The following is a 24,142-nucleotide window of genomic DNA, read 5'->3' as shown; positions in this document are numbered from 1 at the left end:
GTTTTTTGTCGATCCGATCACACGGTGCTGCGATTACAGCTCCGAGAAGCACTCTTCGATGATCGCCAGGCCTTTGTCCAGTTGCTCGTCCGGCGAGGTCAGCGGTACCAGGACGCGCAGCACGTTGCCGTAGGTGCCGCAGGACAGCAGGATCAGGCCCTTGTCACGCGCCTTGGCCACGACAGCCGCGACGGCGGTCGGGTTTGGCTTGTGGCTGTCGCCGTTTTCGAACAGCTCGACCGCGATCATGGCCCCCAGGGCACGGACTTCGCCGATCACCGGGTACTTGGCCTGGATGGCTTTCAGGCCGGTAACCAGACGCTCGCCGACAGCCTTGCAGCGGTCCAGCAGTTTTTCTTCTTCGAACACTTCCATCACGGCCAGGGCCGCGGCGCAAGCGATCGGGCTACCGGCGTAGGTGCCGCCCAGGCCACCTGGCGCGATGGCGTCCATGTATTCGGCCTTGCCGCAGACACCGGCCAGCGGGAAGCCGCCAGCGATGGACTTGGCGAAGGTGGTCAGATCGGCAGCAACGCCCATCTGTTCCATGGCGAAGAAGGTGCCGGTACGGCCAGCGCCGGTCTGCACTTCGTCAGCGATCAGCAGGATGCCGTGCTGGTCGCACAGGGCACGCAGACGCTTCATGAACTCTTTCGGTGCGACGTAGAAACCACCTTCACCCTGCACAGGCTCGATGATGATCGCGGCGATGTCTTTCGGCTCGGCGTCGTTCTTGAAGATGCGCTCGATGGAAGCGATCGAGTCGTCGATGCTCACGCCGTGCAGTTCGTTCGGGTACAGCGCGCGGAAGATGCCGCCTGGCATCAGGCCCATGCCGGCCGAGTAAGGCACGACTTTACCGGTCAGGCCCAGGGTCATCATGGTGCGACCGTGGTAAGCGCCGGTGAAGGCGATCACGCCAGCGCGGCCAGTGGCGGCACGGGCGATCTTGACGGCGTTTTCAACGGCTTCGGAACCGGTGGTCACCAGCAGGGTTTTCTTGGCGAAGTCGCCCGGTACGCGAGCGTTGATTTTCTCGCACAGCTCGACGTACGGCTCGTAGGCCAGCACCTGGAAGCAGGTGTGGGTCAGCTTGTTCAGCTGCTCGGTCACGGCGGCGATGATTTTCGGGTGCACGTGGCCGGTGTTCAGTACGGCGATACCGCCGGCGAAGTCGATGAATTCACGACCTTCAACGTCGGTCACTGTCGCGTTCTTCGCGGACTCGGCGAAGATCGGGTGAATCTGGCCAACACCACGTGGAACAGCTGCGGTACGACGGGCCATCAGTTCAGCGTTAGTCTTGCTCATTACAGTCCTCATTCGCCGCTCATCGGGCGGCGTGGTTCAAGGATAAAGCGGGAGAAATCGGCGGTGGCAGCATGCGATGATCGACTGCCACGGCGTTCCCGGCCGCAGAGAAAATTCCGGTTTGAAACGACGCAAAGGGACAGCGCTCTCGTGCCCTTTGCGTTTACAGCGATCTTCTACCGAGGCTTAGATGCCCAGGCAGAGGTATTTGATTTCCAGGTAATCTTCGATGCCGTACTTGGAGCCTTCACGACCCAGGCCCGAGGCCTTGATGCCGCCGAACGGCGCGACTTCGTTGGAGATCAGCCCGGTGTTGACGCCGACCATGCCGTATTCCAGGGCTTCAGCCACACGGAACACACGGCCCAGGTCGCGAGCGTAGAAGTACGAGGCCAGACCGAACTCGGTGTCGTTCGACATCGCGATCACTTCGGCTTCGTCTTTGAAGCGGAACAGCGGCGCCAGCGGACCGAAGGTTTCTTCCTTGGCCACCGCCGCGTCTTTCGGCACGTTGGTCAGGATGGTCGGCTCGAAGAAGTTGCCTTCCATCGGCTTGCCACCGGCCAGAACGGTCGCGCCTTTGCTCACCGCGTCAGCAATGTGCTCTTGCACCTTGGCCACGGCTTTCTCGTCGATCAGCGGGCCGGTGGTGGTGCCTTCTTCCAGACCGTTGCCGATCTTCAGCTTGGCGACTGCCACTTTCAGCTTCTCGGCGAACGCGTCGTAGACCGAATCCTGAATGTACAGACGGTTGGCGCAGACGCAGGTCTGGCCGTTGTTGCGGTACTTGGAAATGATCGCGCCTTCGACGGCCTTATCCAGGTCCGCGTCGTCGAACACGATGAACGGCGCGTTGCCGCCCAGTTCCAGGGAGACTTTCTTGATGTCCTTGGCGCATTCCGACATCAGCTGACGACCGATTTCGGTCGAACCGGTGAAGGACAGTTTGCGCACGATCGGGTTGCTGGTCAGCTCGCTGCCGATATCGCCGGCGCTGCCGGAGACCACGCTGAACACACCTTTAGGGATGCCGGCGCGCTGGGCCAGTTCGGCCAGAGCGAATGCGGAGAACGGCGTTTGCGAAGCCGGCTTGAGCACCATGGTGCAACCGGCGGCCAGCGCAGGACCTGCCTTACGAGTGATCATCGCCGCCGGGAAGTTCCACGGGGTGATGGCAGCGGTCACGCCGATCGGTTGTTTGATCACGATCAGGCGCTTGTCCGGCTGGTGGCCCGGAATCACGTCGCCGTAAATGCGCTTGGCTTCTTCGGCGAACCACTCGATGAACGAAGCGGCGTAAACGATTTCGCCCTTGGCTTCGGCCAGCGGTTTGCCTTGCTCGAGGGTCATCAGGCGAGCGAGGTCGTCCTGGTGCTCGATCATCAGTTCGAACCAGCGACGCAGTTTGCCTGCACGCTCCTTGGCGGTCAGTGCACGCCAGGCCGGAAGCGCCTTGTCGGCGGCTTCGATGGCGCGGCGGGTTTCGGCAGCGCCCATTTTCGGCACGGTGCCCAGAATCTCGCCAGTGGCCGGGTTGTTGACCTTGATCGTCTGACCGTTGTCCGCGTCGACCCATGCGCCATCGATGAAGGCTTGCTGGCGGAACAACTGGGTGTCTTTAAGCTGCATGTCGGCTTTCCTTAACAGCACCGCGCAAGGCGCGGAGCAAAATTATGATTGTAGAAAGGCGCCTCGCAAGGCTGCCGTCAGGGAAATCATTCACCGGGCTGGCACATGAATAGCGCACGACTCGAAACGCGTGCGGCTCAGCACCTGGATCAGGAGCGTTTGAAATCTCAAACGAATCCTAGGTTCAAAGGGGTTGAAGGACAATAGGGCGTTCGAAAAAAAGAACAAAAACGCCGCAATTGCTGAACATTTCAGATCAACGTACCAACAGCCCCGATCGCAGGGAAACCATAGAACAGCCTCCCCAAAGCGCCAAGCGAGCCTTTTGCAGGACGTTACAGCTTTATGGAATGCAGGGGTTTCGACCGACACGCGCACTGACAATAAGCGCCAAAACCCGGCATGGACGCCCCGAGCCGACCTAGGTATGATGTCGCCCGCTGCACCAGTAGCTCAGCTGGATAGAGTACTGCCCTCCGAAGGCAGGGGTCGTGGGTTCGAATCCCGCCTGGTGCGCCATTGATTTAAACGAGAAAGCCCCGGACTGTGATGGTCCGGGGCTTTTTTGTACCTGCTGGCTGGCGACTCACTCCGTCGTCCAGTCAAACTCGTCATATTCATCATCGTCTTCTTCGTCCTCGATCAAGTCATCATCGAGAACGTCGTCCTCCAGATCCTCTTCGGCCTGTTTGGCCAGAAGAAACTCCTTGCGACTCTCTGTCACTGCCCGCCGCAGTTCCTCACCCTTGACCGGGCAGTTGAGCATTTGGGCGATGCGGTCGATTTTTTGGGCCACGGCATCCTCCAGCGCATCGGCAATGACCCGATAGTGCGCGTTTTTGCGGGTCAATGCCAAATGGCGGATGGCTGATACGGTCAGTTCTTGCGGATTTTTTCCAGTCGCAGGTCGAGATTCACGTTCGGGTAGCGCTTGTGCAGGTTGTTGAACAGGGTGTCGGCCGCTTGCGACTGGCCGGACTCGCGCAGGCGCAGAACTTCGCGCAACTGCGCGTCGAGACCGTTGACCGGGGCGGCGGCGCGCTTGCTGACCTTGGCTTCCTCCGCTGTGTCGGCGCTGATCGATTCGCTCTGCATCGGCGCGGCCATTTCCGCCATCGGCGCGGGAGCTGGCGCGGAAAGTGCGCCGGCGGGAGCCGACAGCGATCGGGCCTCTTGATGACGGACCACTGGCGCAGCCGGTTTCGCGGCGGGGGCGAAATCGTATTGAGCCACGGGTTCCGGCGCACGCTGCACCAGCGACAGCATCAGCGCGATGCCGACCAGACTGGCAAAAGCCACTTGGTAGCGCGGCTTCTGGCAGGCCTTGAGCCAGCGCTGCCACAGGCTTTGCCGCGGTACCGGGGTTTCACGGCGGGCGGCGTTGAGGATCAGCGCATCGAGATGTGCCGGCGGCTCGGCGTTGTGCTGTTCGCGCACATGCTTGAGCACTTGCTCTTCGGGTGTCGGGCGGGCGTCCGTCATGTCAGTACCTCCTCGGCCAGCAGCCGACGCAGTTTTTGCTGGGCGTAGCGCAAGCGGCTCTTGACGGTTTCCAGCGGTGTTTCGGTGAGGCTGGCGATTTGCGCCAGGTCGAGGTCGCCATGGGCGCGTAGCAGGAACACTTCGCGCTGGTCGGCGGGCAAGGATTGCAGGGCGCTCTCCAGGCGCTGGCTGTCGCGGCTGAGGTTGAGCAATTGTTCGGGATCGGAGGCGTCGTCGCTGACGGCGTGGAATTGCTCGTCGTAGCTGTCATGCAGCGGTTGCCGGGCGCCGTGTTTGCGCCAGTGGTCGATCAGGCGATTGCGGGCAATCTGGAACAACCATGTACGAAAGGTCGCCCTGCCCTGTGGCTGACTGGCACTGCGGATCAGGCTCAGCCAGGTCTCCTGGAAAACCTCGTCGGCCAGTTCCGGTTTGCCGCTCAAACCGAGCAGAAACCGGTAAAGACTCTGCCGATGACGGGCGTACAGGATCTCGAACGCCTTGCCGTCACCCTCGCGATAACGGGCCAGCAGCGATTCGTCGCTGCTGGCCTCAAGGCTGTCTGCAGAAGCAAACAGCTGGGTGATGAAGCCTTTGAGGCGGCTCACTATTCAATCCGTCGCTCGGTGGACATTGCGTTGGAGGCCGTGGACGTACGCAGGCTCTGCGCCAGTTCCACCAGTTGCACGAACTCGTTGCGCAGGCCGAAGCGGTCATCGCCGCGTGCACCTCGGGCCAGGGCTTCGGTGTCCTTGAGGCTGAATTCGCCGGTGTAGCGGCCGTCCTTGAGTTGCTGGGAAAACGCAGCGACCGCGGCAGCGAAACGCAGGTCCTCACTGGCCGATACAACCTGACTGGCAATCGGCCGCTCGATCAGCAGACTTTTCCCACCCTCAGGCTTTTGATATCGCACGCGCAGCATGGCCAATTCTCCTTTCTTCTCGGAAACCACTGCATCGGTTTTTCCGTAACGCAGCGGCTCCAGCCAGCCCTTCTCGCCTGTCGGGACGATTTCATACAACGCCGTCACCGTATGGCCTGCACCGATTTCACCGGCATCGACCTTGTCATTGCTGAAATCCTCACGCTTCAACGCGCGGTTCTCGTAACCGAGCAGGCGGTATTCGCTGACCTGCGCCGGGTTGAACTCGACCTGCAACTTGACGTTTTTCGCCACCACGGCGAGGGTCGAACCGAGTTCGATCCACCAGCACCTTGCGCGCTTCGCGCAGGTTGTCGATGTAGGCGTAGTTGCCATCACCGGCATCAGCCAGTTGCTCCATCAGGTGTTCATTGTAGTTATCCACACCGAAACCCAGGGTGGTCAGGGATATGCCGGTCTTGCGTTTATCCACAGCCATTTGTTTCAGGCTGTCGAAGTCGCTGATGCCGACATTGAAGTCACCGTCGGTGGCCAACAGGATGCGGTTGATGCCGTTGGGGATGAACGCCTGCTGCGCCATCTGGTAAGCCAGCTCGATGCCTGAAGCGCCCGCAGTCGAGCCGCCGGCGGTCAATTGCTCGATGGCTGTGCGAATTTTCGCTTTTTCCCGTCCGGAAGTCGGCTCCAGCACCACTCTGGATTCACCGGCGTACACCACCAGCGACACCCGATCCTGCTCGCGCAATTGATCGACCAGCAACTTCAGGGTGCTTTTGACCCGCGGCAAGCCTTCGGGGCGGTCCATTGAGCCGGAGACATCCACCAGAAACACCAGGTTCGCCGGGGCCAGTTCCGCCACCGCGCGGTCGGAGGCCTTGATGCCGATGCGCAGCAAGCGGGTGTGCGGGTTCCACGGTGAGGCGGCGAGTTCGGTGGTCACGCCGAAGGGCGAGCCATCGCTCGGCAGCGCGTAGTCGTAGGGAAAGTAATTGACCATCTCTTCCAGGCGCACCGCGCCTTCCGGCGGCAGTCGACCCTGATTGAGCAGTCGCCGCACGTTGGCATAGGCGCCGGTGTCGACGTCGGCACTGAAGGTCGAGACCGGGGTTTCGGCGACGCTGTGGATCGGGTTGTCGGCCAGCTTGGCGTACTGCTCGCGCTGTTCGTCACGATAGCCCTGTGGATAACTTTCAGCGGCCGGCAGCGGTGCAAAACTGGCGATCGGCGCCGCCCGTACACTGCGCTTGGCCATCGCGCTGTCGGCCATGACCGCTTCAGGCTGCACGGAAGATTTCAGTTCGGTCTGCGCCGGAGGCGGCGCGACGATGGTTTCCGGGCTGGAGGAAACGCCGCAACCGGCAACCACCAGCAACACACTGGCAGCAAGGGGGCGTAGAAGCGTGGAAGGAAGGGACATGGGGGCTGACCTCGGGGAAGAATTGATCCATTCATCCCCTGAGACGGGCAGCCCTTTGCGTTCGGGTTAAACCTCGCCAAAAATTTTTTTCAGCGGTGATAACGCCGCACCGCACTGCTGTTGCGCAGCACGTGGCCTTTGATTTTTTCCATCAGCTGGGCGCGGGTCAGGCCGGCGGGCAAGGCGTCCGGGGCCAGATCCAGGGCGTAGATCTGGATGATGTAGTGGTGCGCGCTGTCGCCCACCGGTGGGCACGGGCCGACGTAGCTGGTGGTGCCTTTGCTGTTGGTGCCACCGACGCCTTCAAGGGCCGATTTGGCGCCAACGCCGGCCGCAACCTGCCGGGTCGTGGCCTTGATGCCGTAGTGAATCCAGTGATCGACACCCGCGCCTTTCTGGCCGTCCGGATCGTGCATGACGATGGCGTAGCTCAGGGTTCCGGCCGGGCCGGCATTCCAGCTCAGGGCCGGCGACTGGTTCTTGCCGCCGCAACCGGCCGCATCGCTGGCCGCCGCCGAGGTGAACAGGCGGTTATCCGACACGCCGGGAATGCTGAGGGTGAAACGCTCCTGGGCCTGCGCCGGAAACTGCACGCAAAGGGCGACGGCAACGGCCGCCAGCCAAGGGTTGAGAGAGGTCAATCGGGTCATTCCGGGAGCACCTTGTGCAGTTGGGCCTTCGTCGGCCTGCAAACTATAGCCGTACCGTTCGTGCCGTGGCAGTGGGAAATGGCTGAACCTCGCAATGCGCCCCAAACTCGTAAGAGAAATGCCTGTGAGGAGCACGACCATGACCCTGCACCGTGTCGCCCGTTTCGCCGATGTGCCTGAAGACCGTGGGCTGGAGGTGCAGATCGGCGACTGCAAGATCGTCCTGCTGCGCGCCGCCGGCCAGTTGCGCGCCTTTCAGGGGGAATGCCCGCACGCCGGCGCGCCGTTGGCGGAAGGTGCGTTGTGCCACGGCCGGCTGATCTGCCCGTGGCACAAGGCAGCTTTTCGTGCCGAAGATGGCGCGTTGTGCGAGCCACCGGCGCTGGACAGCCTCAAGCGTTATCCGCTGGAACTGCGCGGCGACGAGGTGTGGGTCGATGACCAGCCGCTGCCGGATCCGCACACCCCGCCGCAGGACGACCCGCGCACCTTTGTCATCGTCGGCGCCGGTGCCGGGGGAACGGCCTGCGCCGCCGCCCTGCGGGAAAAAGGCTTCGGCGGGCGAATCGTGCTGATCGACCGCGAGCCGGACGCCGGCTACGACCGCACGGTGCTGAGCAAATTCGTGCTGTCCGGGGAAATGCCGGCGCCGGAAACCCCGCCCCTGCGCGATGAAGACTTTTACCGCGAACAGCACATCAACCGGGTTTCAGGCGAGGTCACCGGGCTTGATGCCGAAGCCAAAACCCTTCACCTGAGCGATGACCGCACACTGCATTACAGCGCGGCGGTGCTGGCCACCGGCGCGACGCCCAACGCATTGGAGTTACCCGGCGCCGACCTGCCCCAGGTGTTTGTCCTGCGCTGCAAAGCCCAGGCGCAATCCATCATGGACGCCGCCCAGCCGGGCCAGCGCGCGGTGATCATCGGTGACAGTTTCATTGCGCTCGAATGCGCCTCGGCCCTGCGCCAGCACGGGCTCGAGGTGACGGTGCTGGCGCGTCACGAGATTCCCTTCGCGGCGCAATTCGGTGAAGCCGTCGGCAAGGCGATCCGGGCGCTGCACGAAGAAAACGGCGTGAAATTCATCACCGATCACGAAGCCAGGGAGATCACCGGCGACGGCAAGGTCGAGGCGGTGTTGCTCGATAACGGCCTGCGCCTGTCGGCGGATCTGGTGTTGGCGGGAATCGGCGTACATCCGGCCACCGAAGCCTTCGGCGATCTGCCGCGCGAGGACGATCAATCACTGTTGGTCGATGCCAGCCTGCGCGTGGCTGACGGCCTGTGGGCGATTGGCGATATCGCCACCTTCCCGTTGAACGGCAAACCTCAACGTATCGAACACTGGCGCCTGGCCCAGCAGCACGCGCGGATCGCCGCCGCCAACCTGCTCGGTGGCGATGAGCATTACCTCGACGTGCCGTATTTCTGGACCTGGCATTTCGGCCGCAACTACGACTATCTCGGTCACGCCGAGACGTGGGATGCGATCGAATTTATAGGCGAACCCAAACAGCCGCCATTTATCGGGCTGTTCGGTTGCAAGGGCGTGGTAGTGGCGGCGGTCGCCTGCGAAGAGGAACGAGCGATGGCACTGTTGGCCGAACGCATGAAGCAACCGCTGCCGATGGAGGAAGCCTGGCGACTGATTCGCGCCGTCAGGTGATCCGGTTCAGCGGCTCGCGGTTGTCGTCGTCCTCGGCGTGCAGAAAAATCACCCGAGGATGCTCGAGTGGCGCCAGCGGTGGCGGCAGTTCTTCCGGCTGGACCGGCCACAGATGCGGCACCACATGACTGACATCGCCGTCCTGATCGTTGTGGATGGTCATCACGCCCGGCCCGCGCAGTTTCTGAAAGCGCTCGTCGCACAGTTTGAAGCTGCGGCTCAGCCCCTCATCGTCGACCACCGGCGACGGCAGGCGGCGCTGGGCGAAGCTTCGGCTCTTGCGTTGCTGATAGCGCGCCCAGCCGATCAGGATCACCGCGTTGACCAGCGCCACCCACAGGTAAATCTGCAAGGTGCCGAGGGCTTCGAATGCCGAGTTGTCGATGCGCGGGCCGCCTTCGTGGGTCTCGATCAGCGGCCATAAACCGCGCGCCAGCAGATACAGCAGACCGATCCAGGCCAGCACGGTGAAGAACGCATCGACCACCACCAGAAACGGCCGTTGGCGGGTCCGGATGATTTTCATTTGATTACCTCCTCTTCATCGTCCCCGAGCGGCTTGATACCCCGGTCGGGACTGACCCAGCGCGCACGCTTCTGGTGTTGGCCGAACAGTACTTTGGGGAAACTGACCAGCGTGGTCAGCAGGCTGACGAACCAGAACGCGATCGGATACCAGACCACCCAGAACATGGTCTTGCCCAGGCCCGGCTCGTAACGCCGGTCAATGATGATGCTGACCGCGAACTGCACCAGGCAGACAAACGCCAGCAGCAGACCGGTAAACGCCGGCGGCATGAGGTGATCGACGGCAATGGCTTCCGGCATGACCACGAACTTGCCGACGGCCCAGAAGATCACCGACAACAGGAAGGTGAACGCCCAACCGGTCGACAGGCAGTATTCGAACAGCAGCGGCCACAGGTAACGGTGACGGTACTGCCAGATCCCGCGAATGTTCTTGAACAGCACTTCGGCGCCGCCCTGGGCCCAGCGCAGACGCTGTTTCCACAGACCGCGCAGGGTTTCCGGCATCAGGATCCAGCACAGGGCACGGGGCTCGTAGAAGATGCTCCAGTGATCCAGTTGCAGCTTCCAGCTGATGTCGATGTCTTCGGTGATCATGTCCGGGCTCCAGTAGCCAACCCGGTTCAGCGCCGTACGGCGGAACGCGACGATCACCCCCGACACGGTGAAGATCCGCCCGAACACCCGCTGAGTGCGCTTGATCAGCCCGATGATCGACGAGAACTCGCCGACCTGAACCCGCCCGACCAGAGTCGAACGCGTGCGGATTCGTGGGTTGCCGGTCACCGCACCCAGTCGTGCGTTGTCGAGCATCGGCGCGACGAGGTAAGCGGCGGTGTTCGGCGCCAGCAGCGCATCACCGTCGATGCACACCAGATATTCGCTGCGCGCCGCGATGGCGCCCATGCGCAGGGCCACGGCCTTGCCCTGGTTTTCCGCCAGGTGCAGCACCCGCAGCCGTGGGTCTTCCTTGGCCAGCGCATCCAGCACTTCGGCGGTGTTGTCCTTGGAGCCGTCATTGATCGCGATGACTTCGATGTTCGGGTAATGCTGCGCCAGCGCCGCGTGGATGGTGTCGGCGGCGTTGTCGCCCTCGTTGTAGCAAGGGATCAGGATCGAAATCAGCGGTTCGCCTTCCAGCGGTGGCGGCAGAGTGTCGTCCTTCCACGGCCAGTGCCGTTCCCAGTGCAGCCAGAAATACAGGCCACCGGAAATCCACAACCCGGACATGAACAGCGGGTAGAAGAACACGAAGTCCATCAGGAATTGCCCGGTGACCAGGAAGATCAGCCCCAGCGGGACGCCGAGGACGATCGCCAGAACAAGCAGGGCCAGCAGTCTATCCAGCATGTCATGGGTTCCATTTGTTGGAGAGCGCAGGCCGCACGGTTTTCAGGTCCGGCAGGTTCTCGAGAAAGTTGTCCGGGTAGTAGCCGAAACTGGTGGCGCCCTGACGCTTGAGGCGGCTCATCCAGTCGGCCAGTTGTGCGCCGTCGATGTCGGCCTGGTCCTTTTTCGTCCAGTCCCGGGCCTGCAGTTCGAACACCGTGCGGTCCAGCGCACCAGGGCGCTGTTTGATCTTCGCCACCAGCTCTTCGAGCCACGGGCCGGATTGCGCATGGGTCTGTTTTTCCATGAGCGGCATGGCCATCGGCGCCGTCCAGTCGTAGGTCCCGAGGAAGTCGTCGAGGTTCTGCGCGAACCACGCTTCGCTGTGCGGATTGAGCACCGGCTCGGCGAAGATGTTGCGCGCGGTGAGCACTTGCGGGCCACGAATCGCGCGCACCTTGGCGGTGAGTTCGTTGGTGAAGTCGATCAGGTAACGGCTCTTGAACCGCGTCCAGCGCTGCATCGCTGCCGGATCGTCACGCAGAGCGGCGATCGAGCCCGGCAAGCCTTGGGCGGTGTAAGCCTTCAGCGCCTGAGGGCCGGCGTCTTCGAAGTCCGAAAGCACCGCGTCGTCGTGATAGAGAATGCCGTCGACCGAAGTCAGGCGCGCCACGTCTTCGTAGATCTCGCCAATGATCCGCCGTACCTCGGGATCGAACGGCGACAGGCGCTTGTATTGATCCGGATCGACAGCGGTCGTGCCGGTCTTCGGATCCCAGCGCGTCACCCGTGGCAGCTTCGAATCCAGTTCGAAACTCAGCACCGGCATCCACGCAAAGACCTTCACGTGAGCCCGGGTGCGCAATTGCCAGGCGACGCGGTCGAACAGGTCGGCGCGCATCGGCAGATGACGGTTGGGGAAGTACAACGAATGCACCAGCCCATCGCCCTTCGGATCGGCGAAGGCTTGCAGGAACACCGTGTTGGCGCCCATGTCAGCCATGCGCTGGATCAGTTTGCCGAGGTTGATTTCCTGCTGCGCCGGGTCCGGGTCGTAGACGTTATCCAGATCCACGTGTACGACGCGCATGGTGAAATCCGATTGCACGCCGACCACGCTGTTGGCGAAGTGCTCGCCGTCAGGGTCGGAAGCCACCAGGAAACGCGGCCCGCTCATCAGGTTGTCGAGGGCATCGAGGCCGTCATCGAGGGTCAGGGCCATTTCATAGCCTTCCTCGCTCACCACGGTCAGCGACGTGCCGTCCGCCGTGCCGTAAGGCCAGACCCAGACGCGCGGTTTCTTACCGGTGTTCTTGCGGATTTTCTCCGAGATCGCCTGCACGTCGGCGCGGATCCGCGCCTGGAAATCGGCCTCGGACTCATAGCGTTTGCTCACCGGATCGTAGCGTCGGGTCGCGGCCGCCGGCTGCAGGTTGCCTTGCGGGTTGGCGAGAATGCCTTTGTGATTGGCATCGGTGTGAGCGGCGATTTCCACCAGACCCGACTGCGAGATTTCCCGCACCTGAGCCCAGGTCAGGAAGTCCGAGCGCGGACGCGGCGTGCCGGCGAAATCCACCGGCTGGTTCAGCGGCGTATCGATCCAGGTGCCGACCGGCGCCAGCAGCGCATGCCAGTTGTAGGCGCGCAAAACCGGCAACACGCGGGTGTAGAAGCTTGAATAACCGTCGTCGAAGCTGAGCAGGATTGCCTTGGGCGGCAGTTCCGGCCCGCCTTGGCGCGCGGCCATGATCTGATCGACCGTCACCGGTTTGTAGTTGTTCTCCCGCAACCAGGCGAGCTGTTCGAGCAGACGCTCGGTGCGCACCGCCACTACCGCCTGATCGGGGTCTCGGTCTTCGACGTCGTGGTAGGCAATGCCCAGCACGTGGTTTTTCGGCCAGGGCTTTTCATTGGCTGCCAGCGGTCGCTCGGACGGCGGCGCAAAGGCCGGGGCTTGCTGGGCGCAGGCGCTGACCAGCAGCACTCCCAGCAGAAGGAAGAAACGCGAAATCAAAGGCATCTTCAAACTCTTCTAGAAGCGGAAAGTGAGGTCGACGAGCAGACGCAGATCGGTTTCCCGGTCACCGTCGTAGGGCCGGTTGATCACGCTGAACAAACCGCCCACCTCGAACACGTCGTTCCAGGCGTAGCGCTGGCCGTAACCGAGCAATGCCATGCCGCCGGTGCCGTGATCACGCTGGCTGTAAGTGCCCGCTCCGGCCTGGAACTGCTGGCTCCAGGCGGTTTCGTAGCGGTGGTACAGCACGTGATTGACGTTGAGCAGCGGCATGACACTGAAGTCCGACTTCGGGTTGAAGTACGGCACGTCATCGGACTTGGAGTTGTGGCTGGTGCCCACTTCCAGGCCCGCATCGACTTGCAGGTTCGGCGCGCTGTAGACGCCCTCTTTGCCGGTCAGCAAGGCTTCGACGCGGTTATTGCCGTCGCTGAAGTGCGACGGGCTGACCGCCAGCCGCCACTCGCGGCTCTCGTTGGCGCGCCAACGGATGAAACCGCTGCCGCCGTTGGCCTTGATGTCGCTGTTCAATGCCCGCAGCGGGGTTTCGGCCGAGAGGTATTCAAGGCTGCCGCCGTATTGCCAGTGGTCGTTGATATCCCGGGCAATCGCCAGACGCGCGCCCTGCTTGTCGCCGAAACCGTAGGAATGATTCGATACTTCGGCTTCGAGGGTCATGTCGCGGGTGCGACGCTCCAGGCCGACACGCTGGAAGCGGTGGTGGCCGGTGCCTTCAGCAAAATCGCCGGTGGCGTATCCGGCCCCGGCGAACACTCGCCAGTCTTCATCGATCGGCGGGCTGTAAAGGGTGGTCTGGATACCGAAATCCCGGCTGCCGGAGACCGCGCCGGCATCGCCACCGCTGCCACCGTTGGCCTTGCCGCCATAGGCCTCGACGCGCAGCTCGGACATGTCGTGCACTACACGTTCACGGGCCAGACGCTGGACCTGACGGTTGTCAGGAAAGCGCGCCACCACGTCATCGGTCAGCGCATCCATCTGCCGCCATTCCTGCAAGTCCATGGCGGTGCGGGCCTGCGCGACTTCCAGGCCCATGTCGCGCGGCGCGATGCTCTCGGTTTCCTTGAGCTGGTTTTCCGCGCGGCGCGGCCAGTTGCGGGCCAGGTACAGGTCGGCCTGGGCCAGGCGCAGGCCGATGTTGCCCGGCGCCTGATCCACCAGAGTCTGCAAACGCTCTTCACCGTGAGGCAGGTCGGAGCCATAGGTGCCGGCCTGCGCCGCCAGTTGCTGGGCGTCCATCCATTCGTCGTTGGGGTTGCCGATCGGCAAGCCCTTGAGTTCGACACGCGGCTTCTGCGCCTTGGCCTGATCCTCAGCAACCTTGCGCGCCTCTTCGGCGCGGTCGCTTTCCAGCAGCGAGTAATACAGTGCCGTGGTGTCTTCGAGTCGGTCGCCGACATCGGCGTCCGGCGCCGCCAGCACCTGACGGTAAAGATCGGTGGCGATTTCCGGCTGGCGCTGATCCAGATAGGACGCCGCTACCCAGCGCAGGGCGTAGGTCGGGATCTTCACGCCTTCGGCTTGCAGCTTCTGGTATTCGCTGATGACTTCGGCGGTGCGCGCCCGGGCCTTGAGTGCGCCCATGCGGTCGATGCGCCAGCGGGTCACGTCATCGTGGGCGCTGGCGTCCGGGGTCCAGGTGGCGAGCAACTGGTCGTAGTCGGCCAGGGCGCGGTCGGCGATCACGTAGCGTTCTTTTTCGCTGCGGGTGGCCAGTTCGGCCAGGCGCACGCGTTCGGCGGCCAGATCGCCTTCCAGACGCCGCAAGGTGACCGGATCGATCAACCCCGGACGCTGCCTGGCAAGACGCAGCGCCGGCTCCGGCAGACGCGCCTTTTGCAGGGCGACCACGTATTCGCGGGCGACCTCGGGTTTGTTGCCGGCGCGCATGAAGGCCTGGTCGTATTCGAACAGCGCGTCGTACGGCTTGCCGGCGCGACTCAAGGCGTAGCCCAGCGCCAGTCGGCGAGCAGGATCATCGGGTTTGGCAGCGACCAGCGAACGGGCGCGGATCACCCCTTCGTCAGGCTTGCTGGAATCGGCCTGGGTCAGCGCGAGACCGAGTTGCAGGTCGGCATTATCCGGCTCGAGCGTCAGAGCCTTGTTGTAGACCTGGATCGCCTGATCCCAGCGTTTGAGGTTACGGTAGGCCCGGGCGGTGGCGGTCAGCGCCTGAACCGGCAGTGCGCGGCCACGACCCTGGGTCTCGTAGACCTGCACCACTTCAGCGTCGAGCCCGGCCCAACCGGCGATCTGCAGGTGATCGCTGACCTGGCCGGTGGTGGCCTGGGCCGGCGGCACCTGACGCAAAACGGTCAGCGCGGGCGTGTAATGCCCGGCCCGGGCGTCGAGCACCATTTGATCGTAGGCCGTGTCGGCGAACGCGAACGCCGGCCAGAGCAACTGGCTGCACAGCGCGACTCGAAACAAAGGGCGTAAACCACGATGTAATACAGGACCATCAATACGCGGCATTCGTCAGCATCCTTACATGGCCAGCCGGGTAGCAGTGCCCCCCCTTGCCCAATTCGTAACGGAGGCCAGGTCGATTCACCTGGCCAAGCTATCCAAGCAGTCTTGCACGCAAGCGTAGATCAATATTCAGAACACAATAATTGTTCAGATTCGTGACGATGACTGGCCCCGGCTAACCGTTAACACGGATGCCAGACAGCAAAACGCCCGGCGTCTGCGGGTGCAGAGGCCGGGCGTTTCGGTGACGCGCGAGGCGTTTACTGAGGCTGTTCGATACTGCCGAACTTGCTCATCAGAAAGCCCACGAACTGCTCGACGGTCATCTTCTGGCCGTTGAACTCCACCTGATTGGCGGCGTAATGCAGCTTGGTGACAACGTTGGTGCCATCCAGTGTCGCCAACTGCGAACCAACGGCCATGCCGGCGAACATGTCGGTGCCAGCGCTGGCCTGGTCGACGATGGCCTTGGCATCGGTCTGGCCATCGATTTGCGCCTGCACGCTGAGCAGGTCGACCAGCATCGGCTTGGACACCAACACATTGATGTCCAGCAGCGCGATCAACTGTTTGCCCAGTTGATCCGGTGGCAGGTCCATCGACGCAGGCTTGGTCAGATCAAGCACCAGATTCGCCCGGCTTTCGCCGTTGGCGGTTTTCAGCGACAGGTCTTCCAGCGCCAGTTGCGGCCCGGCCGCCAGCAGTTTCTGCAGGTCGGCCTTGACCTGGGTCGACTCGGCCTCGGTCAGGTTCAGCTCCGGTGCCGGCAGGCCGGCGGCGGTGGCTTCGGCAGCGGCTTTTTCGTAAGGCTGCAGCTTGGTCTGGTAGATCTGCATCAGCGACATCGCCGACGGAATGTCGAGGTTTTTCAGGCTCATGGCCAGGTTGGCCGAACCGATCTTCTTGTCGTTGAGGGTCACTTCAGCGACCTTGTAGTCGGCACGGCCGGAGGCGTTGCTGCCGTTCTCTTCAGTACGGTTCTTCATCTCGAAGTTCTTCACACCCAGCACCGACTGCTTGGCGCCGAAGGTGGTCTTGCTGGCGGTCAGCTCCAGGGTGTTCTCGCCGGTGTAGTAGCCGTAGGTGCTCTTGGCGAGGTTGCTGGCCAGGGTCAGGCCATTGAGTTCGATCTGCACCGGGGTCTGGTCTTCGGCGACCGTGGTCAGGCGCAGGCTGTCCATGTAGCCGTCGGCCTTGACCTTCTGGGCCTGGGCGCTGGCAGAAATATCCATGTTCAAGCCGGAAAACTTAAGGTTCGACTTGTCATCCAGCGCGGTTTCCAGTGGCAGCAGTTCGAGGTTGCCGGTGGTGGACTGGTCGTAGCCGATGTTGACCACACCTTTGAGCGGCGCCGCGCCCTTGGTGGCGGCAAACCATTTTTCGGTGATCGGGGTCTTTTCCAGCTCAAAGTGACTGGTGGCCATGACCGGCAGCCATTTCAGCGACACCAGACGCGAGAACGGCAGCGGGCCATGTTCGATGTGGTCGACGAACAGCAGCTCGACCGGCGCTTCGCCGAACATTTCACCCTCGCCCTTGAGGCGATAGTGCGCGGTGCTGCTGAAGGTGTTGCGCTCCAGCGACACCAGTTCCAGCGACGCATTGCCGTTGGAGCCGGCCATGGCGGTCTGCAACTCGCTGTTGGCATTGGCGACGGCGTTGTTCAGCACGCCTTCGATTTTGGTGCCGGTGTACCAGGCCCCGCCTACGCTGATGGCGCCAATGGCCACAACAATTCCGAGAAGCACGCCTGCTGATTTATTCATGAATGACCTGATCGATTTCCGTGGCTGAAAGTGTGGTCGTCTTCCCTGAACCCGTGACCGGGCCGTGGCGCGACTCCGCTGAATTTAGCGGTGGAGATTAGCACCGGGCGCGCCTGGCAGCCCAATGTTTAAAGGTTAAAGAGTGTCGACAAGACATGGACAAACAAAAAGATCGCCGGGTTCGGCGATCTTTTCGGGCTCAGGAGTATTGAACCTCGATCTCGTCCAGCTGATGGTCGAAGCTTTTCAGTCGCGCGGTCCAGGTGTACACCAGCACTTCGAAATCCCGGTCGATCACCGCTCCGCCCGGCCCGTCGCTGCGCGGGTCGCAGAAATCCAGTTGATAACGCTCGCGGGCCATGGCCGTGGCGACGTCCGACAGTTCGCGGGCGTTGTTGAGCCAGTGCCAGCCGTCGCCGGCGACTTGTCGGTCGAGGGCCAGACATTGTTTTTTCAGGGCTTCGAGGCTTTTTTCCAGCGGCGTGCCGGTGAGCTCGCCCATGACTTCGGCGAAGGTACGCCCCGGCTGCCAGTAGCCGCCCCAGAAGTAGCGGTCGAATACGGTTTCGACTTTGCGCAGCGCGACCTTGGTGTCCCAGATCAGCAGCAGCGTCTTGCTTTGCTCAAGCTGGCGTTTTTTGAGTCGCTGGGTCTGCACCAGCGCCGACGCCACGACCACGATCGCCATGACCGCGATCAGCGCCACGGTACTGTCGAGGAAGACCATTGCCTTGTCGATCTGGTGGGCCAGCATGATGCCGTAGAAGTAGGTGGCCGACAGCAGCACCAAGGCTACCAGGGCGCACCAGAAGCCAAGAGCGTAAGGGTTTTTCATTATTGGTTTCCCCTAGACCTGCGCTAGCGATGTGCACTGAAAAGGCGCCTGGTTCGGGGCGCCCTTTCAATACTTCAAAGCATAGCAACGGCCTCAGGGTTTGCTGGCGCTCGAGGCTTGCGTTCGTCCGCTTTCCCAACCGCCGCCCAGGGCGAGGAACAAATCGATCTGGCTCATGGCAACCTGGGTGTTGGCCGCGGCCAGTTGCGCGGTGACGTCGGTGTAGGTGCGGGTGGCCTGCAGGTCGGCAAGGAACGACTCGCGGCCGGCCTGGAAGAAGCGGTGCGTCTGGTCCGCCGCCAGTTTTGCCGACTGCTCGGCATCGGCCAGCGCATCGCGGCGTTGCAGCAGCGCGGAGTACTGGGACAGGCCGGTCTGGGTTTCGCGGATGGCGTTGAGCACCACGCCGTCGAAATGCGCCAGCGCGCCCTGGGTGGTGGCTTCGGCTTCACGGATGCGGGCCCGGGCGCCGTTGGTCGGCACACTCCAGCTCAGCGACGGGCCGAAGCCCCAGCGGTTGGTGGAGGGTTTGCCAAGGTTATCCAGAATGCCGACGGTGCCGATCGTCGCGCCGAAACTGATGTCCGGGTACAGCTCGCCGGTGGCGATGCCGATCCCGGCGGTCGCGGCCGCCAGACGCCGCTCGGCCTGGCGGATGTCCGGCCGACGCTTGAGCAGCGCGGCGCCGTCACCGACTGGCACCAGTTGGGCGATTTTCGGCAGCTCGGCACAGGTCGCGGTGCCGGCCGGCAGTTGATCGACAGGCTTGGCCAGCAGCATCGACAGCCGGAACAACCCGGCCTGCCGCGCCGCCTCATAACGCGGCATGTCGGCGCGCAGGGATTTGAATTGGGTCTGCGAACGGGTGACCTGGGTTTCGTCGACACGCCCGGCATCGCGCAGGCGCTGGATCAGGGTGGTGCTCTGGGATTGCAGGTCGAGGGAATGCTGGGCGATTTCCCGTTCCTCGTTCGCCGCGCAGACCTGGGTGTAGGCCCGCACCACGTCGGCGACCAGAGTGATGCGTGCGGTATCGGCCGCGGCCTGGGTTGCATCGGCGTTGGCTTTGGCCGCTTCGATCCCGCGTTGCAACGTGCCCCACAGATCGAACTGATAGGACGCACTGATGCCGATATCGCCGATGTTGGCCACCGGCACTTTCTCCGGCAGCAGGAATGCCTCGCCGGATTCCTGCAAGCGTTGCGCGCCCATCTTCACGCCGCCGCTCCAGCCACCGGCTGCCTCGGCTTCATCGACCTGCGCACGGGCCCGCGACAGGTTCGCCGCCGCCACTCGCAGATCGGTGTTGGACGCCATGGCCTGCTGCACCAGTTGATCCAGACGCGGATCCTGGTACAGCCGCCACCAGTCCGCCGGCACCGGGGCCGACACCACCGGTTTGCCGGCCACCGCCAGGTCGCCCTGGAAATCCTTGCGCTGGATCGCCGCGTCTTCGGGCACGTGGTAGTCCGGCCCGACCATCGAGCAGGCCGACAGCATCATGCCCAAACCGGCGATCATCAGAGCCCTGCTCATTTGGCGGGCTCCTGCGGTTGATCGTCGATGATCGACACGGTCGCGGTACGCCCGGCGATCATGCGGAAGTCATCCGGCACGTCGTCGAAGGCAATGCGCACCGGGATCCGTTGCGCCAGACGCACCCAACTGAACGCCGGATTGACGTTGGGCAGCAGGTTGCTGCCGCTCGAACGGTCACGGTCTTCGATACCGGCGACGATGCTTTCGACATGCCCGCGCAAGCGGGCGCGGTCGCCGATCACGCGGATATCCACCGATTGCCCAATGTGGATGCCGTCGAGTTTGGTTTCTTCGAAATAGCCGTCGATGTGGAACGAATTGCTGTCGACCACCGACAACACCGGACGCCCGGCGGTGACGAATTCCTGCGAGCGTGGCGCACGGTCGTTGACGTAGCCGTCCACCGGACTGCGGATCACCGAGCGATCGAGGTTGAGCTGAGCACTGTCCACCGCCACCAGCGCTTCGGCCAGGGCCGATTGCGCGCGGGCCACTTTCGACAGGCTTTCTTCCAGCTGTTCGGCTGGCACCAGATTGCCCAGACCACGGTTACGCTTGGCTTCACGCTGCGCCTGAGCGAGGGTTTCTTCGCGATCGGCGACCGCCGCCCTGGCCTGGCGCAACGCCAGTTTGAAACGGTCCTGGTCGATGCTGAACAGCACCTGGCCGCGTTTCACCAACTGGTTGTCCTTCACTTCGACCTGCTGGATCAGCCCGGACACGTCCGGAGCGATCTGCACGATGTCGGCGCGAATGTGGCCGTCGCGGGTCCAGGGCGCGAACATGTAATACATCACCATGCGCCAGACCACGACGACGGCGAAAGTCACGATCAGCAGCGTCAGGACGACGCGACCGAGGGTCAGAAACGGTTTTTTCATGTCATCAGGTATCGACTGAGTGAATCCACGCCGTACAGCATCACGGCGTAGAGAGCCACGTTGAACAATGCCCGGTGCCAGACCAGACGGTAGAAATGCAGGCGTGTGAGCACGCCGTGTACCAACACAAACAGCACATAAGTGATGCCCATCAACACCAGCAGGGTCGGCAGGAAAATGCCGCTGATATCCAGATCACCGATCATAGGGGCGCTCCTTCGGGCAGCGGTTCTTCGGGCTCTGCGTTGGAAACGAATTCCACGCCGGGCAACAGCGCCAGGCGCAAACCGCTCAAGGCGTGCAACAGGTTGAGCCGGGTTTCTTCATCGCCGTGGCCGTTGAGCGCGCGGCGGGTGCGATCCATGGTCATCAGCAAGGCGCTTGGCGCCGGCAGGCGTTCGCCGGCCTTGAGACAGGCCCGGAAATACTCGCCGACCTCTGCCACCACTTGCTTGAGCAACGCGTTCGGCGCGCCCGTCACTCGCGGTGTGTAGGCGAGCAGGTCGAGCAGGTTCAGCCCCACGCGCACTTCGCGCATGGCGATGCCGGTGTCCTGGCCGGTCAGCGCCAGACGCGGCAGGTGCTGCATCAGACGGTCGAGCAGTTGCACACCCAGTTGCCGGTGTTCGGCGAGGTTCGCCGGTTCGGTCATGCTGACGATGTCTTTCCAGCTGAAACGGGTCAGGCGCTTGGCCGCCAGCTCGGCGCCGAACGGCCGGGCGATCAGGGTCCAGATAAACGCGAACAACAACCCAATCGGGCCCGCCAGGTTGGAATTGACGAAGGCAAAGAAGTCGGCGTCGTAAGCACCGGAAATGCTGATGAACGACGAGGTGTTGACCAGCGTCAGCAGCATGCCGAGGTAGAAGCGTGGCTGCACCGTCAGGGTGCCGACACAGATGAACGGCACCGCGAACGCCAGCACCAGCATCGGAAAGTCATGCAGGTTCGGCAGCACCAGAAACAGGTACAGACTGGCAAACAGCACCGACATTCCGGTCCAGAAAAAGAACCGGTAGATCTGCGGCGCCGGGTCGTCCATCGAGGCGAAGAAGCTGCACGACACCGCCGCCAGAATCACCGCGCTGCCGCCGTCGGTCCAGCCCAGCAGGATCCACAGTACCGAGGCGACGATGATCGCCAGGATGGTCGAGACCACCGAATACAGCATCAGCCCACGGTCGATGAATGGCGTCAGGCGACCGAGGCGCCAGTGACGATACACCGCGCGCCAGCTGTCCTGGCGCTCGCACAGGATTGCGTCCTGCAGGCTGCGGCAGTCCTGCCAAAGATCGATGAACTCGCCGAGGCGATACAGCGCGTTGGAAAACAGCAACTGTCTGCGATCTTCCAGGGCTTCGGCGCTCGGTTGCAGCGCTTCGAGTTGATCCCGCAGGGCTTGCCAGCGTTCCAGATCGGCGTCTTTGTGGCCGAGCCATTCGCGAGTCGCGGTGAGCAGTGGTGCGAACTTTTCCACCAGCTCGGGCGTGCGCCTTTCGAGGGCGTAAAGCGAATCTTCGAGGGCATCGATCACCGGCAGCAGGTGGATCATCCGCCCGCGCAGTTCCTTGGTGTTGCGCACCGTCTGCGGCCGCGCACCTTCGTGCGGCAACTGGCCGATCATCAATTCCAGGCTGTTGAAACTGCCAACCATCGCCATGCGCAGGGCTGCGACCTCTTCGGGCTGCACGTCGCGGCTGAGGAATTTCAGGCTGTAAGTCGTGGCGTCGGCGAACCATTTGCCCACGGCGTCGTTGAACACCGGCGCCAGGCGCCGTGGCCAGAACATCGCGCCGACCACCGCCGCTACGGCGATGCCGAGAAAGATCTCTTCAGTCCGCGACTCGGCCACGTCCCACACCGCCAGCGGGTTATCCACCACCGGCAGGGCGATCAACGGCAAGGTGTAGCCGGCCAGCATCAGCGCGTAGTTGTTGGCGGTGCGCAAATGCAAGGACAGGAACAGCAGAATCCCCGTCCACAAGGCGATGACCACCACCAGCACATACGGGCTCTGGACGAACATCGGCACGAACAACACCGCCGCCGCCGCACCGAGAAACGTACCGATCGCCCGATACAACGCCTTGGAACTGGTCGGGCCGAGGAACGGGCTGGAAACGATGTACACCGTGGCCATCGCCCAGTACGGACGGGGCATCTGCATGAGCAAGGCGATGTACAGCGCGGTCATCGAAGCCGCAAACGTGCGGACCCCGTAGAACCAGTCCCGCGCCGGGGGCATGCCGGAAAAGAACCCGTTCACGGATTGATCACCGTTGGCGGAGTGGCCGCCTCAAAAGCTCTCAGTACTCGAAGCGTAGCCTCCAGATCGCGCTGGTCGATGCCTTCGAGCACTTCATGACGCAGACGCACCAGTTGCCCCTCCACCGCTTGCACCAGCTCACGGCCGGCGTCGGTCAGGCTCAGGCATTTGGCGCGACGGTCCTGGGCATCTTCGGTGCGGCGGACAAACCCGGCGTGACACAACTGATCGAGCAGGCGCACCAGCGACGGCGACTCCATCCCCGCCGCCTGCGCCACCTGCACCTGGCGCACACCCTCGCCCAACCGCCCGATCATCAACAACGGGACGGCGCAGGCTTCGGAAATTCCATAATTGACCAGCGTGGTCTGGCAGATCTTCCGCCAATGCCTGGCGGCCACCACCATGGCACTGCTGATGTTCATCTGGAGAGCGTCGAGGTTATTCGGCACGAGGGAATGCACACACTGTTAGTTTGCTAACTATCAATATCGCATTGGAGGGGAAATTCAGTCAAGTTTTGAAACAACTTTGCCCACTTGTCGCTGGATCGTTCACTTGGTTCCATTTTTGGAACTTACGATGTATATACCTTTTCAGTACCAAGCCTCATTTGAAGGAGTTTCACATGTCAAAACAAGCGGTTTTTACGATGAAGCTGGAGCCTGAGTTGCGTGAGCAATTCATGGCTGAAGCTGAAGCAACGCATCGCCCTGCCTCGCAAATCGTTCGGGAAATGATGCGCCACTTTGTCCAGACTCAACGCGAGGCTCGCGAGTACGAGGCGTTTCTACAGCGGAAAGTAGATATCGCACGAGCCGCTATACGCGACGGTGATGGCTTGTCGAATGAAGAAGTAGAAGCAGAATTCGCCGCAAGGCGCAGGCGGGCAGACAATCAAGAATGAAGATTATCTGGACGAAAACCGCCACAAAGGAACGTGAAAAGATTTGGGATTATCTTCACTCCGTAAACCCAAAAGCCGCTGTAGATATGGATAACCGCTTCAGCGAAGCGGTTATCCGAATTTCCCAGAATCCGGAAATCGGCCCAGCCGGTATCATTGCCGGCACGCGAGAAATCATTCCACATCAAAGCTATCGGCTCGTATACCAATTGGAAGACGACGCAGCCTGGATCCTGGCGCTGGTTCATACAGCTCGGTTATGGCCGCTACCGCGATGACTACTACCCCGCCCGCCCCTTCCTCAACATCACATCCAACTGATCCACCACCTCCGCCCAATCCGCATCATCGAGAATTTCGTCCCGCAGGAAATCCGCCTGGCTCTCGCTCCAGAAAAACGCGTCGCACAGGTGCAGTTCGGGTTTGAGCGGGGAATGGGTGGCGATGAACTGGTCGATGCTGACCGGGTCGTTGTCCAGGCCGAGTTGCTTGAACAGGGATGGGAGACTGTGCGTCGGGTTTTCCATGTCGGAACTCCTG

Annotated in this window: 21 protein-coding genes, 1 tRNA gene and 1 pseudogene; 4 read left to right on the top strand and 19 right to left on the bottom strand. The window is 62.5% G+C overall.

The annotated features are described in order from the left end of the window. Window positions 1-33: 33 nt before the first annotated feature. Both gabT and gabD read right to left on the bottom strand, forming a co-directional pair. The gene (gene gabT / locus ACTJK9_RS18820; RefSeq protein ID WP_007957613.1) at window positions 34-1,311 is read right to left on the bottom strand and encodes a 4-aminobutyrate--2-oxoglutarate transaminase; all 1,278 of its coding nucleotides are present in this window, start codon (window positions 1,309-1,311) and stop codon (window positions 34-36) included. A 186-nt stretch (window positions 1,312-1,497) separates the two neighbouring features. Further along, window positions 1,498-2,940, bottom strand: a complete 1,443-nt coding sequence (gene gabD, locus ACTJK9_RS18815; RefSeq protein ID WP_064592619.1) for an NADP-dependent succinate-semialdehyde dehydrogenase — start codon at window positions 2,938-2,940, stop codon at window positions 1,498-1,500. 442 nt (window positions 2,941-3,382) lie between these two features. On the opposite strand from gabD, the gene ACTJK9_RS18810 reads away from it, so the two are divergent. Next, window positions 3,383-3,459: transfer RNA gene (locus ACTJK9_RS18810), tRNA-Arg, on the top strand. Between the two features lie 67 nt (window positions 3,460-3,526). Here the strand turns inward: ACTJK9_RS18810 and ACTJK9_RS18805 are convergent. From ACTJK9_RS18805 to ACTJK9_RS18785, 5 genes and pseudogenes are all read right to left on the bottom strand, one after another. Then, on the bottom strand, window positions 3,527-3,796 hold the full coding sequence (locus ACTJK9_RS18805; protein WP_232253888.1) for a hypothetical protein: 270 nt from the start codon (window positions 3,794-3,796) through the stop codon (window positions 3,527-3,529). A 20-nt stretch (window positions 3,797-3,816) separates the two neighbouring features. Next, the gene (locus ACTJK9_RS18800) at window positions 3,817-4,422 is read right to left on the bottom strand and encodes a hypothetical protein (protein ID WP_440815383.1); all 606 of its coding nucleotides are present in this window, start codon (window positions 4,420-4,422) and stop codon (window positions 3,817-3,819) included. After that, window positions 4,419-5,000, bottom strand: a complete 582-nt coding sequence (locus tag ACTJK9_RS18795; RefSeq protein WP_039773061.1) for an RNA polymerase sigma factor — start codon at window positions 4,998-5,000, stop codon at window positions 4,419-4,421. The genes ACTJK9_RS18800 and ACTJK9_RS18795 overlap by 4 nt, the downstream gene beginning before the upstream one ends. Before the next feature lie 29 nt (window positions 5,001-5,029). Further along, window positions 5,030-6,722, bottom strand: a pseudogene (locus ACTJK9_RS18790) (vWA domain-containing protein). An 89-nt stretch (window positions 6,723-6,811) separates the two neighbouring features. Continuing rightward, window positions 6,812-7,372 (bottom strand): YbhB/YbcL family Raf kinase inhibitor-like protein, encoded by a 561-nt coding sequence (locus tag ACTJK9_RS18785; protein WP_440815380.1) that lies wholly within the window; start codon window positions 7,370-7,372, stop codon window positions 6,812-6,814. Between the two features lie 139 nt (window positions 7,373-7,511). On the opposite strand from ACTJK9_RS18785, the gene ACTJK9_RS18780 reads away from it, so the two are divergent. After that, the gene (locus ACTJK9_RS18780; protein ID WP_440815377.1) at window positions 7,512-9,041 is read left to right on the top strand and encodes an FAD-dependent oxidoreductase; all 1,530 of its coding nucleotides are present in this window, start codon (window positions 7,512-7,514) and stop codon (window positions 9,039-9,041) included. On the opposite strand, the gene pgaD is transcribed toward ACTJK9_RS18780, so the two are convergent. The 11 genes from pgaD to ACTJK9_RS18725 form a co-directional block, all read right to left on the bottom strand. Continuing rightward, window positions 9,034-9,567 (bottom strand): poly-beta-1,6-N-acetyl-D-glucosamine biosynthesis protein PgaD, encoded by a 534-nt coding sequence (gene pgaD, locus ACTJK9_RS18775; RefSeq protein ID WP_085613318.1) that lies wholly within the window; start codon window positions 9,565-9,567, stop codon window positions 9,034-9,036. The two genes, ACTJK9_RS18780 and pgaD, sit on opposite strands and share 8 nt — an antisense overlap. Next, window positions 9,564-10,919, bottom strand: coding sequence for a poly-beta-1,6-N-acetyl-D-glucosamine synthase (pgaC, locus tag ACTJK9_RS18770; RefSeq protein WP_236188851.1), 1,356 nt, complete (start codon window positions 10,917-10,919; stop codon window positions 9,564-9,566). The genes pgaD and pgaC overlap by 4 nt, the downstream gene beginning before the upstream one ends. A gap of 1 nt (window position 10,920) precedes the next feature. Further along, window positions 10,921-12,918, bottom strand: a complete 1,998-nt coding sequence (gene pgaB, locus ACTJK9_RS18765; protein ID WP_440815373.1) for a poly-beta-1,6-N-acetyl-D-glucosamine N-deacetylase PgaB — start codon at window positions 12,916-12,918, stop codon at window positions 10,921-10,923. A 12-nt stretch (window positions 12,919-12,930) separates the two neighbouring features. Beyond that, on the bottom strand, window positions 12,931-15,411 hold the full coding sequence (gene pgaA, locus ACTJK9_RS18760) for a poly-beta-1,6 N-acetyl-D-glucosamine export porin PgaA (RefSeq protein WP_440815370.1): 2,481 nt from the start codon (window positions 15,409-15,411) through the stop codon (window positions 12,931-12,933). Between the two features lie 257 nt (window positions 15,412-15,668). Then, on the bottom strand, window positions 15,669-17,174 hold the full coding sequence (locus ACTJK9_RS18755) for a YdgA family protein (RefSeq protein WP_440815367.1): 1,506 nt from the start codon (window positions 17,172-17,174) through the stop codon (window positions 15,669-15,671). 199 nt (window positions 17,175-17,373) lie between these two features. Beyond that, window positions 17,374-18,009 carry a hypothetical protein gene (locus ACTJK9_RS18750; RefSeq protein WP_011331886.1) on the bottom strand — a complete coding sequence of 212 codons (636 nt, stop codon included), beginning with the start codon at window positions 18,007-18,009 and terminating at the stop codon, window positions 17,374-17,376. Between the two features lie 93 nt (window positions 18,010-18,102). Next, window positions 18,103-19,545, bottom strand: a complete 1,443-nt coding sequence (locus tag ACTJK9_RS18745; RefSeq protein ID WP_440815364.1) for an efflux transporter outer membrane subunit — start codon at window positions 19,543-19,545, stop codon at window positions 18,103-18,105. Continuing rightward, window positions 19,542-20,429 carry an efflux RND transporter periplasmic adaptor subunit gene (locus ACTJK9_RS18740; protein ID WP_064592600.1) on the bottom strand — a complete coding sequence of 296 codons (888 nt, stop codon included), beginning with the start codon at window positions 20,427-20,429 and terminating at the stop codon, window positions 19,542-19,544. The genes ACTJK9_RS18745 and ACTJK9_RS18740 overlap by 4 nt, the downstream gene beginning before the upstream one ends. Continuing rightward, window positions 20,426-20,635, bottom strand: coding sequence for a DUF1656 domain-containing protein (locus ACTJK9_RS18735; RefSeq protein ID WP_007957657.1), 210 nt, complete (start codon window positions 20,633-20,635; stop codon window positions 20,426-20,428). Before ACTJK9_RS18735 ends, ACTJK9_RS18740 begins: the two co-directional genes overlap by 4 nt. Next, window positions 20,632-22,695: an FUSC family protein gene (locus tag ACTJK9_RS18730; protein ID WP_440815361.1), complete on the bottom strand. Its 2,064-nt coding sequence runs from the start codon at window positions 22,693-22,695 to the stop codon at window positions 20,632-20,634. The genes ACTJK9_RS18735 and ACTJK9_RS18730 overlap by 4 nt, the downstream gene beginning before the upstream one ends. Next, complete coding sequence (locus ACTJK9_RS18725; RefSeq protein ID WP_440815358.1) at window positions 22,692-23,120, bottom strand: MarR family winged helix-turn-helix transcriptional regulator; 429 nt, start codon at window positions 23,118-23,120, stop codon at window positions 22,692-22,694. The genes ACTJK9_RS18730 and ACTJK9_RS18725 overlap by 4 nt, the downstream gene beginning before the upstream one ends. 203 nt (window positions 23,121-23,323) lie before the next feature. Here ACTJK9_RS18725 and ACTJK9_RS18720 point away from each other — a divergent pair, with 203 nt between their 5' ends. Both ACTJK9_RS18720 and ACTJK9_RS18715 read left to right on the top strand, forming a co-directional pair. Further along, entirely contained in the window at window positions 23,324-23,602 is a 279-nt protein-coding gene (locus ACTJK9_RS18720; RefSeq protein WP_007957667.1) for a hypothetical protein, read from the top strand. Further along, window positions 23,599-23,880, top strand: coding sequence for a type II toxin-antitoxin system RelE/ParE family toxin (locus ACTJK9_RS18715; RefSeq protein WP_440815355.1), 282 nt, complete (start codon window positions 23,599-23,601; stop codon window positions 23,878-23,880). Before ACTJK9_RS18720 ends, ACTJK9_RS18715 begins: the two co-directional genes overlap by 4 nt. A 3-nt stretch (window positions 23,881-23,883) precedes the next feature. Here the strand turns inward: ACTJK9_RS18715 and ACTJK9_RS18710 are convergent, their stop codons facing one another. Further along, complete coding sequence (locus ACTJK9_RS18710; protein ID WP_236188859.1) at window positions 23,884-24,129, bottom strand: DUF2789 domain-containing protein; 246 nt, start codon at window positions 24,127-24,129, stop codon at window positions 23,884-23,886. Between the last annotated feature and the right edge of the window lie 13 nt (window positions 24,130-24,142).

It is taken from the genome of Pseudomonas sp. 22082 (genome assembly GCF_052046055.1).
GTDB lineage: Bacteria > Pseudomonadota > Gammaproteobacteria > Pseudomonadales > Pseudomonadaceae > Aquipseudomonas > Aquipseudomonas pharyngis.
This window is presented reverse-complemented; position numbering and strand designations above follow the sequence as displayed.

Coding starts and splice junctions, on each gene's coding strand:
- ACTJK9_RS18780 (WP_440815377.1), top strand. CDS start 7,512: ATGACCCTGCACCGTGTCGCCCGTTTCGCCGATGTGCCTGAAGACCGT.
- ACTJK9_RS18710 (WP_236188859.1), bottom strand. CDS start 24,129: ATGGAAAACCCGACGCACAGTCTCCCATCCCTGTTCAAGCAACTCGGC.
- gabT (WP_007957613.1), bottom strand. CDS start 1,311: ATGAGCAAGACTAACGCTGAACTGATGGCCCGTCGTACCGCAGCTGTT.
- ACTJK9_RS18785 (WP_440815380.1), bottom strand. CDS start 7,372: ATGACCCGATTGACCTCTCTCAACCCTTGGCTGGCGGCCGTTGCCGTC.
- ACTJK9_RS18720 (WP_007957667.1), top strand. CDS start 23,324: ATGTCAAAACAAGCGGTTTTTACGATGAAGCTGGAGCCTGAGTTGCGT.
- pgaA (WP_440815370.1), bottom strand. CDS start 15,411: ATGCCGCGTATTGATGGTCCTGTATTACATCGTGGTTTACGCCCTTTG.
- gabD (WP_064592619.1), bottom strand. CDS start 2,940: ATGCAGCTTAAAGACACCCAGTTGTTCCGCCAGCAAGCCTTCATCGAT.
- ACTJK9_RS18725 (WP_440815358.1), bottom strand. CDS start 23,120: ATGAACATCAGCAGTGCCATGGTGGTGGCCGCCAGGCATTGGCGGAAG.
- ACTJK9_RS18755 (WP_440815367.1), bottom strand. CDS start 17,174: ATGAATAAATCAGCAGGCGTGCTTCTCGGAATTGTTGTGGCCATTGGC.
- pgaD (WP_085613318.1), bottom strand. CDS start 9,567: ATGAAAATCATCCGGACCCGCCAACGGCCGTTTCTGGTGGTGGTCGAT.
- ACTJK9_RS18800 (WP_440815383.1), bottom strand. CDS start 4,422: ATGACGGACGCCCGCCCGACACCCGAAGAGCAAGTGCTCAAGCATGTG.
- pgaB (WP_440815373.1), bottom strand. CDS start 12,918: ATGCCTTTGATTTCGCGTTTCTTCCTTCTGCTGGGAGTGCTGCTGGTC.
- pgaC (WP_236188851.1), bottom strand. CDS start 10,919: ATGCTGGATAGACTGCTGGCCCTGCTTGTTCTGGCGATCGTCCTCGGC.
- ACTJK9_RS18745 (WP_440815364.1), bottom strand. CDS start 19,545: ATGAGCAGGGCTCTGATGATCGCCGGTTTGGGCATGATGCTGTCGGCC.
- ACTJK9_RS18735 (WP_007957657.1), bottom strand. CDS start 20,635: ATGATCGGTGATCTGGATATCAGCGGCATTTTCCTGCCGACCCTGCTG.
- ACTJK9_RS18750 (WP_011331886.1), bottom strand. CDS start 18,009: ATGAAAAACCCTTACGCTCTTGGCTTCTGGTGCGCCCTGGTAGCCTTG.
- ACTJK9_RS18740 (WP_064592600.1), bottom strand. CDS start 20,429: ATGAAAAAACCGTTTCTGACCCTCGGTCGCGTCGTCCTGACGCTGCTG.
- ACTJK9_RS18715 (WP_440815355.1), top strand. CDS start 23,599: ATGAAGATTATCTGGACGAAAACCGCCACAAAGGAACGTGAAAAGATT.